Raw genomic sequence first — 14,914 nt, forward strand, 5'->3', positions numbered from 1 at the left:
GAGTTTGGTATCTAATTCGGTGAAAGTCACTTTCGAGAACACCGCATATTTTTTGAGCTGAGTTAAAGCCTCAGGCAATAAATCTTGATGGATGATGGCAAAAAATTGCTCTTGGCTCGCTCGATATAAACGGAACAAGGCACTCATTTTGCCTTTGGGATCACAGTGGCAAGTCAGTGTGTGGCTGGCTACTTCAAGCTTCGCCACATCGCAAGTTAATTGCCCTTGCAGATATTTTTCTGCATCCACTCCTGCAATTTCAATCAAACGATATTGTTCAAGTAATACGCAAAGTTCGGGATAGATTTTGCTAATTTGATTACATTCGCATTTCATTTTTAAGTCCTTAAAAAATCCTTTTTCTATTCTAAATTTTGGATTTGCTCACGCATTTGCTCGATAAGCACTTTCAATTCCACCGCAGAATTAGTAATATCGGCATTGATTGATTTTGAAGCCAGTGTATTGGACTCGCGATTGAGCTCTTGCATCATAAAGTCTAATTTACGTCCTACTGCACCGCCTTTTTTAAGGATTGAGCTAGTCTCTTTTACGTGCAATTGCAAGCGGTCTAATTCTTCCGCCACATCGACACGCTGTGCGGTGAGTACCATTTCTTGTTCTAAGCGTTGTGGATCAAGTTGTAGATTAAGCTCCTCAAAGCGTTGTTGCAGGCGATCTTTTTGCCATTGCAACACTTCTGGCATTTGGTTTTGCACGCTTTGAGCAATCTCTGCGATACTGTCTAGGCGTTGTTGAATAATCGCTTGTAAATTTGCCCCTTCGCGTCCACGCATCGCAATAAAATCGGTTAATATTTGCTCGAAACCTGCCAATAAATCTTGGGTGATTTGGTCTAAATCTTGGCTTTGTGCATCTACCACACCAGGGTAACGTAGCACATCCACCAAGTTGATCTCCCCTTCTCCCGCAATGCCCTGCAAAGTTTTAAGCGAAGCGATAACTTGTTCTGCATAATCATTATTTAATGCGATTTTATTGTTGCTCGCTTGTGCTAATTCTACACGTAGGCTACATTCCACTTTCCCGCGAGTAAGCGAGTTACGCAGACGTTCGCGTAAGCCCATTTCTAAATGGCGGAAGGCTTCAGGCAGGCGGAAATAGGTTTCTAAAAAGCGTTGATTGACAGAGCGGATTTCCCACACTGCATTGCCCCACTCTTTTTTTATTTCTAAATGAGCAAAGGCAGTCATACTATAAATCATCTTGATTGTCCTGTTTTATAATGAAAATTGTCTTATTGTACTGTAAAATAGCCAAGAATTTTAGTAGAAGGAAAGAAAAACTATGCGTCCGAATAATCGCGAATTAAACCAAATCCGTCCTGTAAAAATCACTCGTCACTATACAAAATATGCTGAAGGCTCTGTATTAATTGAATTTGGCGAAACCAAAGTGCTTTGCAATGCAACCATTGAAGAAACCGTGCCACGTTTCTTAAAAGGGCAACAACAAGGCTGGGTAACGGCGGAATATGGTATGTTGCCACGTGCGACGCACTCTCGCACACAACGCGAAGCGGCAAAAGGCAAGCAAACAGGCAGAACGATGGAAATTCAACGTTTAATCGCACGCTCTTTACGTGCTGTGGTCGATCTTAAAGCACTTGGCGAACGCACTATTACCGTGGATTGCGATGTGATTCAAGCCGATGGTGGCACGCGCACCGCATCTATCACTGGTGCTTGTGTAGCACTACATGATGCCATTGCTCACTTAATCGAAAATGGTACGCTTAAAACCAGCCCACTTAAAGGCTTAGTCGCTGCGGTTTCTGTTGGTATTGTGGATGGCGAAGCGGTTTGTGATTTGGAATATGTGGAAGATTCAAATGCGGAAACCGATATGAACGTGGTAATGGTTGAAGATGGCAGAATGGTTGAAGTGCAAGGCACTGCAGAAGGCGAACCGTTCTCACACGATGAATTATTGCATTTGTTAGACCTTGCAAAACAAGGGATTAACCAGTTAGTTGCAGCACAACGTGAAGCGTTAAATCTATAATTTTCCATCATTTATTTGGTAGGGCAGACTTCCAGTCTGCCATTTCATTTCTTTAACTGGCGGACTGAAGTCCGCCCCACATTTAGCATCTATGACAATCGATCCAATCTGGCTTTACATCGGCTTAATTTTACTCAGTTTTCTCTCCATTACCCTCTTTTTTCTGTATTCTCGCTTAGCAAACGAAGCGGCAGAACAGAAAGTTCAACTTGCCCAACTTTCGCAAAAAGCAGAACAGCTTGCGACTGAAAAATCACAGGTAGAACAATGGGCTGTGCAGTATAAAGTTCGCTCCGAAAATGCGGAAAATCGTATTAGCGAAAAAGAGAGCGAAATTCACCGCTTGCAAGCGAAAATTGAGCAAGCAGCTCAGTTGGAAGATCAGCAAGAGAGCTACATCAACGAGTTGAAAGAACGCATTGGGGCATCACAAGCGAAGGCGGAGAGCTTGGAAGAACAGCTTGCTTTTAGCCATCAACGTTTGAACCAAAAAGAACAAGAATGCCAACGCTTGAATGGACAATTCACTCAATCGCAAAATGAACTAACTGAATTACGCACGACTTTAAACGAAAAACAGGCAAATTTTGAAGAGCAACAACGCAATTTTGTGCAGGTAAAACAGCAGCTAAATGTGGAATTTCAACATCTGGCTCAACAGATTTTAGAAGAAAAAAGCCAACTTTTCGCTCAAAGTAATCAATCCTCATTAGATGCATTACTCAAACCATTTAAAGAGCAAATCGAAGGCTTCCAAAAACGTGTGAATGAAGTGCATAGCGAGTCGCTTAAAGGCACGGCAAACTTGGAAGCAGAGATCAAGCGAGTGTTACAAATTGGTGTGTCGATGTCAGAAGAAGCACAAAATTTGGCAACTGCTTTGAAAGGCAACAATAAAATCGCAGGTAACTGGGGTGAAGTGCAACTAGAAAGTGCGTTGCAATCGGCGGGTTTATTGGCAAATGAGCATTATGTGGCTCAAGAAAATTTTCGCGATGAAGAGGGCAAGCGTTTTGCTCCTGACTTTGTATTGCATTTGCCTGATAACAAGCATTTAATTATCGACAGCAAAGTCTCGCTGGTAGCATATGACAAAGCAATTCGTGCCGAAAATCAATCCGAAGTGTTACAAGCATTCGATGAACACTGCCGCTCGTTGCGGGCACATATTGATGGGCTTTCCAAGAAAAATTATAGCTCACTTTTAGGCGTGAAAAGCCCTGATTTTGTGCTGATGTTTGTGCCGATTGAGCCTGCTTACATTGAGGCAATGAAGCACGATCCTCAGCTCTTTAACTTTGGTTATGAACGTAATGTGATTTTGGTTTCGTACACCACGCTAATGCCGATTTTACGCACAGTCGCAAACCTTTGGCGAATTGAACGAGGTAACAGCGAAGCTCGTGAGATCAGCGAAAAAGCAGGTGATATTTACAACCAAGTGTGTACCATTGCTGAACGTTTGAGTAAGCTTGGCAACACACTAAATACTGTAAATAATCAGTACAATCAAACAGTCACTGCTTTGGTTGGACGACAAGGTTTGCTTGGTAAAGTTGAACGTTTCCAACAGCTTTCAACTAAAGCCAGCCAAAATGTACCGCAAGTCGAATTTATACAGAATGATTTGGATACGGCGAGATTGGAATTGTTGGTGGAGAAGTACGAATAAGCCACATAGGACATAATAGACAAAAGCACAGTAAGCAATAGGGCGAATTTCCATTCGCCCTATTTCCTTTCAATTAAACTATTAGATTTCTAACAACAAACGTGTTGGATCTTCTAATAAATCTTTCACAGTAACTAAGAATCCTACAGACTCTTTGCCATCAATTAAACGGTGGTCATAAGAGAGAGCCAAATACATCATTGGGCGGATAACCACTTGACCATCAACGGCTACAGGGCGGTCTTTGATGGCGTGCATACCCAAAATTGCACTTTGCGGCGGATTGATGATTGGGGTTGACATCAATGAGCCAAACACTCCGCCGTTGGTGATCGTGAAGTTACCGCCAGTTAAGTCTTCTACGGTTAATTTTCCATCACGCCCTTTTATTGCTAACTCTTTAATCGTTTTTTCAATGTCTGCCATTGAGAGTTTATCGCAATTACGGAGCACTGGGGTAACTAATCCCCGCGGGGTGGAAACTGCAATACTGATGTCGAAGTAATTATGATAAACCACATCATCACCATCAATAGAGGCATTGATTTCTGGATAACGTTTTAATGCTTCCACTACTGCTTTGATGTAGAACGACATAAAGCCTAAACGTACGCCGTGTTGTTTTTCGAATTTATCGCCGTATTGTTTGCGTAAATTCATAATTGGTTGCATATCTACTTCATTGAAAGTAGTAAGCATTGCCGTGCTGTTTTTTGCTTCAAGTAAGCGTTCTGCAATACGTTTGCGTAAACGGGTCATTGGCACGCGTTTTTCGCTACGTGCAGAGTAAGCCACAGTGCTCACGGTGTTTTGTTCGGTAGCAATATTCGCTTTGGCTTGTTGTGCTTCACGTTTTGCGAGGTAAGCGTTGATATCTTCTCGAGTTAAACGACCACCTACGCCTGTGCCTTGCACTTGGTTCGCTTCAATGCCGTGTTCTGCTAGTAAACGACGGATGGCAGGACCTTGAGAGTCGGCATCTGAATGGTCGTTTTCAATTGCTGATTTTTGGCGATCTGCTGGAGTAGGTTCAACATCATTATTTGCAACATTTTGGATAAAATCGCCCGCTTGTGCGGTATCAATTTTTCCTAACAATTGGGAAGATACCACAGTTGCACCTGTTGCTTGAGTGATTTCAACAAGTACTCCATCTACTGGTGCAGGCACTTCAAGAACGACTTTGTCGGTTTCGATTTCGACTAAGACGTCATCACGGGTTACTCGGTCCCCCGCTTGTTTATGCCAAGTTGCGACAGTTGCATCAGCAACCGATTCAGGGAGTATGGGAGTAAGAATTTCAGTTGTCATATCTAGTTCCTTTTTTATCTCAAGCCTAAATTAAAGCGTTAAGGCTTGTTCAATCAATTCACGTTGTTGTTTGTTATGTAATGAAGCGTAGCCCACCGCTGGTGCGGCAGAAGCTGGTCTGCCTGCATAAGAAAGTTTTGCACCTTTAGGAATGACGTATTCAAAATTATGTTTACTGCAATACCAAGCACCTTGGTTTTGAGGTTCTTCTTGACACCATACGAAATTAGTTACGTGAGTATAAGGTTCAAGGATTTTTGCTACCTCTTCGTAAGGGAACGGGTAAAGCTGTTCAATACGAACAATTGCCACATCAGTTTGTGCTTTTTTGCGACGTTCTTCAATTAAATCGTATAACACTTTGCCTGAACACATTACCACACGTTTTACTTGGCTTGGTTCAATGGCATCAATTTCTCCAATTGCATTTTGGAATGTGCCTTCCGTAAGTTCTTCTAATGAAGAAATCGCAAGTGGATGACGGAGCAATGATTTTGGTGTAATGGCAACCAATGGGCGACGCATTTTGCGGATCGCTTGACGGCGAAGCATATGATAAACCTGTGCTGGCGTACTTGGGATACACACCTGGATGTTCTGTTCAGCACAAAGTTGTAAGTAGCGTTCAACGCGAGCTGAAGAGTGCTCTGGGCCTTGTCCTTCATAGCCGTGAGGAAGTAGCATCACTAAGCCACACATTCTGCCCCATTTTTGTTCTCCAGAGCTGATAAATTGGTCAATCACAATTTGTGCACCGTTGGCAAAGTCACCAAATTGGGCTTCCCAAATGGTTAAGGTTTTCGGGTCTGTAGTGGCAAAACCATATTCAAAGGCAAGTACGGCTTCTTCAGAAAGTACAGAGTCCCACACTTGGAAACGCCCTTGGTTGGCGTGTAAGTGTGTAAGAGGTACAAAGCCTGTACCGTCGTTTTGGTTGTGAACAACTGCGTGGCGGTGGAAGAAGGTACCTCGACCTGCATCTTCACCTGAAATACGCACGTGCATGCCTTCATCTAATAAAGTCGCATACGCCATGGTTTCCGCCATTCCCCAATCGAATGGTTTGTTACCAGCAGCCATCTCTTTACGATCATTGTAAATTTTTTCAACGCGAGAATGGGCTTTGACATTTTCAGGGTATTCTGCTACACGTTTTGCAAGAGTTAAGAAACGATCTTGAGGAAATTGGTTTTCGTAAGAAGCTGTCCAGTCGTAGTTGAGATATTGTAACCAATCGACAGCTGCCATATCCATTTCACGCCATTCTGGCACAACGCATTCGCCTTGGTCTAACGCATCGCGGTAATTATTCATCATTGCAATAGCTTCATCTTGATTGATAACACCTTCAGACACTAAGCGATCTTCATATACTTTACGTGGAGTTGGGTGTTTTTTAATGATGCTATACATCATCGGCTGCGTTGCTAATGGCTCATCTGCTTCGTTATGACCGTGGCGGCGATAAGAGATTAAATCTATGAAAATATCACGTTTGAATAGAGTACGATATTCCACCGCCATTCGTGCTGCAAAAGCGACCGCTTCTGGATCATCACCGTTTACGTGGATGATTGGTGCTTGGATCATTTTAGCAATATCAGTACAGAACTCTGTTGAGCGAGTATCGTTCGGGTTCGACGTGGTAAAGCCGATCTGGTTATTGATCACGATGCGGATTGTGCCACCTACGGTATAACCACGAGCGTTTGCCATATTTAAGGTTTCTTGCATTACGCCTTGACCTGTTACCGCAGAGTCACCGTGCACGGTAACCGCTAACACGTGGTCGCCTGTTTTATCGCCCGCTCGTTCTTGACGAGCACGTACGGCACCTACAACTACAGGGTTTACGATTTCTAAGTGAGAGGGGTTGAACGCAAGAGTTAAGTGAACATTTTTATCATCCACAGCAAAATCGGAAGAGAAACCTTGATGATATTTTACATCGCCCGTGCGGTTATCGTCTGCGTGTTTGCCTGCAAATTCATCAAAGAGTTCACCAGGTTTTTTACCGAGTACATTGACCAACATATTCAAGCGTCCACGGTGTGCCATTCCCATCACCACATCATTCACACCTTGACGGCTGGCGTGGCGGATAATCTCTTTCATCATTGGGATAAACGCATCAGAACCTTCAAGTGAGAAACGTTTCGCACCAGGGAATTTCGCCCCAATGTAGCGCTCCAAACCATCAGCAGCAGTCAATTCTGAAAGTAAATTTACTTTTTCTTCTTTTGAGAAAAGTGGTTTATTCAATACGCTTTCCATCTTCGCTTGGAGCCAGTTGCGTTGTGTCATATCTTGCACGTGCATAAACTCAAGCCCAATGGTGCCAAGGTAGGTTTCTTTTAATGCTTTCGCGAGATCGGAAAACTTCATCGTATCTTTACCAAACACATATTTACCGACCGTCATTGTTTCGTTTAAATCCGCCTCGCTAAAGCCGTGATAATGGTAATCCAATTCAGGCACACTTGAGGTTTTCCAGCGGTAATAGTTGAGCGGGTCAAGGTTTGCTTGTGTGTAACCACGGAAGCGGTATGCGTTAATCCATTGCAATAGACGCACTTGTTTTGTGCTTGCTTCTGGATCTACAACGGTTACTGCTTCTGGGATATTTTCACGGGCAAGCTTGCGGAAATAATCACGCACTTGAGAATGAGGTTGCTCAACTACTGTGGTTGAAGGGAAGGAATCAAAAATGGCTTTCCAAGACACATCAATGGAGTTCGGATCGTCTAGATATTGTTCGTAAATTTCTTCTACGTAAGTTTGGTTTGAGCCACCGAAAGGGCTGGAGGCGAGCCAATCATCAAAGTTTTTGTATTGATATTGCATAGCAGTCTAACCTGTATGGGTTGTATAGGACTTTCCAATTATACTCTAATTTTGGAGTAAGAACTGTGAGCAATGTCATATTTTTAACAACCTTTTAGCAAATCGAAGAAGAAAATTGACCGCTTGAGATGCTCATACTGAATGAAGTAAATACGAAGAAATTTATTTAATTACACTGACAAACCCCACTACATACATCGCCGTGTAAATTATGATGATGGTTATGATGGTGCGAGTAAAACGCCAAATTCTGAGCAAACTGATCGCCAAAAAAGTGAATGAAATGCGGATCGTTGGTAATCACTTCAGGTGTTCCTGCACAGCAAATATGACGGTTCACGCAAATCACTTCGTCTGTATTTGCCATCACAATATTTAAGTCATGCGAAACCATTAAAATCGCACAATTCAGCCAACTGCGTGTATTATTTAATAGCTGATAAAGTTCTGTCTGTCCTAAAATATCCACCCCTTGCATCGGTTCATCTAATACTAACAATTGTGGTTTGTCTAAAATGGCTCTAGCCAGCAATACACGCTGTAATTCTCCACCAGAGAGTTTTTGCATACTGTTATCAGCTAAATGTTCAATCGAAAAGAGCTTTAACGCTTCATCAATCGCAAATGGCTTGCAATTAGGCTTAAGTGAGAGAAATTTTTTCACAGTAATCGGCATAGAGTGATCGAGGTGCAATTTCTGAGGCACATAACCAATTTTTAATCCTTTCTTATGTTCCACTTTGCCTTTTGTTGGTGTCAGTAGCTTGAGTAATACTTTTAATAATGTCGATTTTCCCCCACCGTTTGGTCCAACAATGGTCATTATTTCGTTGGCGTAAATAGTCAAATTGATATTTTGCAACGCCTTATTGCCATTAAATTCTACTTCAATTTGTTTAAGAGAAACTAACTCTTCACCTTTGATTTGGTTCGGCGATTTTTTTGAGCGGGTTAACGGTGTGATTTGATGTATTTTCATACTGTTTTTATAAAAAATTTGTGGATTTATTTGGTAGCTCAACTTAACGGATTTTTATCTAAATGACAAGATGGAATTTTTCTTTTACAATCTTGTCGAAAATTTCCAGTAAATTTACATAAAAACGCACAGGATATATTTTGTCTCGCATTATTTTCGCAAGGGATCGAAGACGGAAAAAAAAGAAAATTAGAATATTTCTGTTTTTGATAGCGGTACTTTCTATTGGTATTGGCATCGCTCTTTCATTAAAAAAACAAATACCATTGAATACGTCATCACAAGAAAACGTTATTATTTTAGATGATTTAGATAATGAAATTGTTGATGATATTGAAAACCCTAATTCAGACACCAAACAAACAGAAAAAAAACAAGATTTAACCGAAGACCTAAATGCCACTTCTTATGATGATGAACTTTCTTCTGAAGATGACGAAGAAGAGGGAGCAGAAAACAAACCAAAAATCGTAAAAGAAAAATTGCCTGAAGAAGCAGAGCAATTGATTAGCGATATTGTCAATATTGCTGATGAGGCATTACGCATTCAAGATCAATTTAGCTATGTTGTTACCAAAGGCGATAAATTAGCTGATGTGCTGGAACAGTCTGGTTTGAGCGACGATACAGCAAAAGCCTTAATTCGCCAATACCCTGCTTTGAGCAAACTTGAAGCAGAACAACAATTCTACTGGGTATTAGACAACTTTGGCGAATTGGAATACCTCAATTGGTTGGTTTCTGAAAAAGAAGAACGCATTTATGAACGCCAAGAAAATGGCAAGTTCACTTATCAACGCATTGAGAAAAAAGGTATTTGGCAGCAAGATGTGGTAAAAGGTGAGATTCAAGGCAGTTTCATGACTAGTTTGCGAAATGTTGGGCTATCAGATCGTCAGATCAATCAACTAGCGGTCGGATTACAATCACAAATTGCAACCAGCAAACTCAAAAATGGCGATCGCTTTGCCATTTTAGTTCGCCGCGAATATATCAATGATACGGTAACCGATGTCGGCAACGTGGAAGGGATTTTGATTGAAAGTGGTAAAAAACGCTATTATGCTATCCAAGCCTCAAACGGACGTTATTATAGCAATCACGGAGAAACACTAACGAAAGGCTTTGCCCGTCAGCCGTTGTTGTTTACTGCTCGGGTTTCTTCACCGTTTAACCCACGTCGTTTACACCCGATTACTAAACGAGTACGTCCACATAATGGGGTGGATTTCAGCATTCCAACAGGGACACCAATTATTGCACCGAGTGATGGCTTAGTTGAGCACGTGGCATTCCAAGCGAAAGGTGCTGGACGTTATATAAAAATTCGTCACGGGCATATTACAACCGTCTATATGCACCTGAGTAAACCATTAGTGAAAAAAGGGCAAACAGTGCGAAAAGGGGAACGGATTGCGCTATCGGGCAATTCGGGCGGTTCAACAGGACCTCATTTGCACTATGAATTTCATATTAATGGCAGGCCAGTAAATCCAATGACGGTAAAATTACCTGGCTCAGGCTCTGATATGGCAAGTAAAGAGCGTAAAAACTTCTTAGAACGTGCAAAAAATGTTCAAGCAAAACTTAAATTTTAAAACAAAAAGTAGGATTTTATGAAAAAAAACAAAATGGCTAAATTAGGCTTTACCCTATTCTCAGCAGGATTAATCTCTGCAAATGTAATAGCAGATGATGCGAATTTAAAAGCAACTCTTGAAAAAATGGGAGCAACAAATGTTCGTATTAGTGATTCGGCAATCCCTAATTTTAAAACGGCAAGTTCAAATGAAGGTGTGGTTTACATCAGCAACGATGGACATTATGTCTTAAATGGTCAGATCCAAGTATTAGAACTTAAAAATGGTAAGGTAACTGATATTACGCATCAATCTAAAATGGCTGAGTTAAATGCGTTACAAAATGAGATGGTCACTTACCCCGCTAAAAATGAAAAGTATGTGGTAAATATTTTTATGGATATTACCTGCCATTACTGCCATTTAGTGCATCAACGAATTAAAGAGTATAACGATGAAGGTATTACCCTTCGCTTTTTAGCTTTCCCACGCGGTGGAATGAACACACAAACTGCAAGACAAATGGAAGCAATCTGGACGGCAACGGATAAAGTGAAAGCATTAAATGACGCAGAAAATGGCGAATTACCAAAAACATTAAAAGCACCGAATATTGTGAAAAAACATTACGATTTAGGGATTCAATTTGGTGTTACTGGAACTCCTTATATGGTTACCGAAACAGGTAGTGTAATTGGTGGTTACGTGGAGCCAAAACAGCTTGCAAAAATGTTGGCGGAAGAAAAATAGATTGTGCAAAAAATTATAAAAAAACGACCGCTTTTAACGCAGGAAAAACTCTCTGATCATCCGCTGTTAAACCGTTTGTATCAAAGCCGAGGCATTCAATCAGTGCAAGAGCTTGAACGAACTTTGAAGTTTTTACATCGTCCACAGCAGTTAGCGGGTATTGAACAAGCGGTCGGAATTTTGGTACAGGCTTACAAAAAGCAATCTCGAATTGTAATTGTAGGCGATTTTGATGCGGATGGTGCAACCAGTACAGCATTGACTTTATTGACATTACGTCAGCTAGGTTTTACCCAAGTAGAATATTTGATTCCCGATCGTTTCTCACAAGGCTACGGACTAAGTCTAAGCGTGGCGGAAATGGTGGTAGCTAAAGGGGCTGATTTAGTCATTACCGTCGATAATGGTATCTCCTCTTTTGAAGGGATTGAGTATTTGAAATCACAAGGTCTCCAAGTTCTTGTTACCGATCATCATTTACCTGCGGATAGCTTCCCAAATGCCGATGCGATGGTTAACCCTAATCTGCCCTATTGTGACTTTCCATCAAAATCCTTAGCAGGTGTAGGTGTTGCGTTCTATGTAATGCTGGCGTTGCGTGGCAAGATGCGGGAAGAAAATCTATTTACTGGCACCGAACCCAATTTAGCTGAATTACTCGATTTAGTAGCACTGGGTACGGTTGCCGATGTTGTACCACTTGATCACAATAATCGCATTTTAGTCCACCAAGGATTAAGCCGTATTCGCTCTGGTGCTTGTCGAGCAGGGATTAAAGCCTTGGCTGAGGTGAGTAAACGCGATTTAAGTCATTTACAGGCAGCTGATTTAGGCTTTGCGATTGCACCGCGATTAAATGCAGCAGGGCGATTAGAAAATATGTCACTCGGTGTAGAATTGCTCGTTGCGGATAATATGGATGTAGCTCGCCAATTAGCATTTGAGCTAGATAGCCTCAATCAAACCCGTAAAGAATTTGAACAAGAGATGAAAACAGAGGCTCTGTCGATTTGTGCGAAATTACCAAAACTCTCGCAAAAAGGTCAAGCTCACGGTATAACACTTTATCAGCCTGACTGGCATCAAGGTGTGATTGGTATTTTGGCTTCTCGTATTAAAGATCAGTTTCATCGCCCTGTGATTGCTTTTGCCCAAGAGAGTGAAGAAAGCAAATTTATCAAAGGTTCTGCACGCTCAATTGCAGGGTTACATATGCGAGATGTGTTAGAGCGAATTGATACGCTTTATCCTGATTTAATTGTGAAATTTGGTGGGCATGCTATGGCAGCAGGTTTGACCATTCACCAAGATCATTTTATTAAATTCCAGAAAATTTTTGATGAAGTGATTAACGAAATGATTGAACCCGAATTATTACAAGGCGTTATTTACACCGATGGCGAATTACAAGCGGGCGAATTTTCACTAGAAATTGCAACTCTATTGCAACAGTCAGGACCTTGGGGGCAACATTTCCCAGAACCTACTTTTGAGGGAGATTTTAAAATTCTGCAGCAGCGATTGCTGGGCGGCAGTCATCTTAAAATGATGGTAGAAAATCAGCAAGGTATGTTGTTAGATGCCATTTGGTTTAATATTAATACCCGATTATTCCCCGATCTTTCGATTAAACAAGCCAAAATCATTTACAAACTTGACATAAATGAATACAAAGGCAATAAGAATTTACAGCTACGAGTAGAGAATATAATTGTTTAATAATTATATTGAATAAATATAGAAATTCATTGCATTGTATTGTAAAATTTTCTCCAATTTCACTTATTCTATTAGATATAATAGGATTAAAATTAAATTTTATATTTAAATATTTTTTTATAAAAGGAAATTAATATTATGAAAACAACAACAATGTTTCGTGGCATATTATTATCAGCGACTGCAATAGCTATTGCTGCTTGTGGTAATTTAAGTAAAGTCTCCGATAATGGTTTTATTGAAGATCCTGTATTTCCGAAGATCTCTGAATCAGTTTTTAACCATGACGGTTCACAATTTGGTTCATGGCCAAACTGGGAAAACGTTCGTCAAATAGAACGTGGTATGAATAAAGATCAACTTTATTACCTGATTGGCCGTCCTCACTTCAGCGAAGGCTTATATGGTGTTCGTGAGTGGGACTATGCCTTTAACTACCGTGAGAATGGTATTCACAAAATCTGTCAATTCAAAATTGGTTTTGACAAAAACATGAATGCACAAAGCTTCTTCTGGTATCCAAACGGCTGTAATGGTAATGCATCGTACAATTTAAGCGGTGATTTCTTATTTGACTTCGACAAAGATATATTAACTCTTAAAGGTAAAGAAGTTGTTGATAACGTTGCTGAGCAATTAAAATCTTCTGGTGCTCAACAAGTTAAAGTTGCTGGTTATACAGACCGTATGGGTTCAGTAGAATATAACCTAGACTTATCTAACCGTCGTGCCAATATGGTTAAAGCTCGTTTAATCGAACAAGGTGTAACAGCACAAATTGAGGCTGTTGGTTACGGTAAAGCTAACCAAGTGAAAGCTTGTGAAGGTATGAGCGGTCAAGCCGAGAAAGATTGTTTACGTCCAAACCGCCGTGTAGAAATCTTTGCTAACGGTGGTATATTAAAACAAAGCGAAAGTGGTAACGTTGCAGGCCCTAACGGTCCTGCACCACTTTACCAAACACCAGCATATAACTCTGGTAAATAATTTCTAGAAATAGACGAAGAAATAAGATAAGAAAAGCTTCTCCTTTATAGATTTATTTGATTCAAGGGCTAAGTTTGTACTTAGCCCTTTCTATTATTTCAGTGTAATCGGATAACATTCTTTACACTTAAACATAACATCAAGTAAAATGTGTCCGATTTTGTCTACTTTTCACAGCAAGATTATTTTAAATTAATTATAATGGAGAAATTTTATGGCAATGAATAACATTTTAGGTTTATTCGCACAATCGCCACTCAAACCTCTCAAACAACTCTCTGTAAAAGTAACTGAATGCAGTGAGCTGTTAGACCCCTTTTTTGAAGCCTCTTTCAATCACGATTGGGATGCGGCAGAAGAAATTAGAAACCATATTGTGGAATTGGAACGTAATGCTGACCTCCTCAAACGTGAGATTCGCTTAAAATTACCTCGCGGATTATTCCTTCCCGTTGAACGCTCAGATTTATTAGAAATTGTTACGCAACTGGATAAATTAGCAAACTATTCAAAAGATATCGCAACTCGTGTTATTGGCCGTCATTTGGAAGTGCCAGAAATTATGCAACCCGCATTTCGTCAATTTATCTTCCGTAGCCTTGATTCTTGTCGCCAAGTGCGAAAAGTATTAGGTGAGCTTGATGAGTTACTTGAAACAGGTTTCCGAGGTCGAGAACGTCACTTCGTGAATGACATGATTTTAGAGCTAGATAAAATCGAAGATGATACGGATCAACTTCAAATTGCCCTACGTCGTACACTTTTCGGCTTAGAAGAGGAATTAAACCCAATTGATGTTATGTTTTTATATAAATGTATTGAGCGAATCAGCATCTTGGCAATCTCATACTGCTCTTCCGGGATGTCCTTTGTCATATTCAGGGCTTCCTGGATATCGAAATCCACAAACTCACCGTGCTTATAGGCTACCAGACGGTTGCTCTTGCCTGCGGCCAGAAGCTCTGCTGCCTTGGCTCCCATGATGGAGGCATATACCCTGTCCTTACAGGTAGGCGTTCCGCCGCGCTGCATGTGGCCCAGAATGGT

The 14,914-nt window shown here is 40.9% G+C and carries 11 protein-coding genes and 2 pseudogenes; 7 read left to right on the plus strand and 6 right to left on the minus strand.

The genetic code is table 11. The features are described 5' to 3' along the window. A pseudogene (locus KH943_RS05290) lies at window positions 1-336 on the minus strand (folate-binding protein YgfZ); the annotation flags it as partial. A 26-nt stretch (window positions 337-362) separates the two neighbouring features. After that, complete coding sequence (locus KH943_RS05295; protein WP_304108582.1) at window positions 363-1,226, minus strand: YicC/YloC family endoribonuclease; 864 nt, start codon at window positions 1,224-1,226, stop codon at window positions 363-365. Between the two features lie 82 nt (window positions 1,227-1,308). On the opposite strand from KH943_RS05295, the gene rph reads away from it, so the two are divergent. Together rph and rmuC are read left to right on the plus strand one after the other, a co-directional pair. Further along, entirely contained in the window at window positions 1,309-2,025 is a 717-nt protein-coding gene (gene rph, locus KH943_RS05300; RefSeq protein ID WP_304108584.1) for a ribonuclease PH, read from the plus strand. A gap of 91 nt (window positions 2,026-2,116) precedes the next feature. After that, window positions 2,117-3,697 carry a DNA recombination protein RmuC gene (rmuC, locus tag KH943_RS05305; RefSeq protein ID WP_304108586.1) on the plus strand — a complete coding sequence of 527 codons (1,581 nt, stop codon included), beginning with the start codon at window positions 2,117-2,119 and terminating at the stop codon, window positions 3,695-3,697. Between the two features lie 81 nt (window positions 3,698-3,778). Here rmuC and odhB read toward each other — a convergent pair whose 3' ends face one another. The 3 genes from odhB to znuC all read right to left on the minus strand — a co-directional run bounded on the left by odhB (window position 3,779) and on the right by znuC (window position 8,831). Next, window positions 3,779-5,008 carry a 2-oxoglutarate dehydrogenase complex dihydrolipoyllysine-residue succinyltransferase gene (gene odhB, locus KH943_RS05310; RefSeq protein WP_304108588.1) on the minus strand — a complete coding sequence of 410 codons (1,230 nt, stop codon included), beginning with the start codon at window positions 5,006-5,008 and terminating at the stop codon, window positions 3,779-3,781. Between the two features lie 30 nt (window positions 5,009-5,038). Further along, a complete protein-coding gene (gene sucA / locus KH943_RS05315) occupies window positions 5,039-7,852 on the minus strand; it encodes a 2-oxoglutarate dehydrogenase E1 component (protein WP_304108591.1) in 2,814 nt (937 codons plus the stop codon). Window positions 7,853-8,018: 166 nt separating this feature from the next. Then, window positions 8,019-8,831 (minus strand): zinc ABC transporter ATP-binding protein ZnuC, encoded by an 813-nt coding sequence (gene znuC / locus KH943_RS05320; protein WP_304108594.1) that lies wholly within the window; start codon window positions 8,829-8,831, stop codon window positions 8,019-8,021. Between the two features lie 209 nt (window positions 8,832-9,040). Here znuC and mepM point away from each other — a divergent pair, with 209 nt between their 5' ends. From mepM to KH943_RS05345, 5 genes are all read left to right on the plus strand, one after another. Continuing rightward, the gene (gene mepM, locus KH943_RS05325; protein WP_304108608.1) at window positions 9,041-10,429 is read left to right on the plus strand and encodes a murein DD-endopeptidase MepM; all 1,389 of its coding nucleotides are present in this window, start codon (window positions 9,041-9,043) and stop codon (window positions 10,427-10,429) included. Window positions 10,430-10,447: 18 nt separating this feature from the next. Continuing rightward, entirely contained in the window at window positions 10,448-11,161 is a 714-nt protein-coding gene (dsbC, locus tag KH943_RS05330) for a bifunctional protein-disulfide isomerase/oxidoreductase DsbC (RefSeq protein ID WP_304108597.1), read from the plus strand. A gap of 3 nt (window positions 11,162-11,164) precedes the next feature. Beyond that, window positions 11,165-12,880 carry a single-stranded-DNA-specific exonuclease RecJ gene (recJ, locus tag KH943_RS05335; RefSeq protein ID WP_304108600.1) on the plus strand — a complete coding sequence of 572 codons (1,716 nt, stop codon included), beginning with the start codon at window positions 11,165-11,167 and terminating at the stop codon, window positions 12,878-12,880. A gap of 138 nt (window positions 12,881-13,018) precedes the next feature. Continuing rightward, on the plus strand, window positions 13,019-13,867 hold the full coding sequence (locus KH943_RS05340) for an OmpA family protein (protein WP_304108603.1): 849 nt from the start codon (window positions 13,019-13,021) through the stop codon (window positions 13,865-13,867). A 214-nt stretch (window positions 13,868-14,081) separates the two neighbouring features. Then, window positions 14,082-14,792: a TIGR00153 family protein gene (locus KH943_RS05345; protein WP_304108605.1), complete on the plus strand. Its 711-nt coding sequence runs from the start codon at window positions 14,082-14,084 to the stop codon at window positions 14,790-14,792. Between the two features lie 41 nt (window positions 14,793-14,833). Here the strand turns inward: KH943_RS05345 and KH943_RS05350 are convergent. Further along, window positions 14,834-14,911, minus strand: a pseudogene (locus KH943_RS05350) (6-phosphofructokinase); the annotation flags it as partial. Between the last annotated feature and the right edge of the window lie 3 nt (window positions 14,912-14,914).

The sequence above is a fragment of the Haemophilus parahaemolyticus genome (assembly GCF_018373095.1).
Taxonomy (GTDB): domain Bacteria; phylum Pseudomonadota; class Gammaproteobacteria; order Enterobacterales; family Pasteurellaceae; genus Haemophilus_A; species Haemophilus_A parahaemolyticus_A.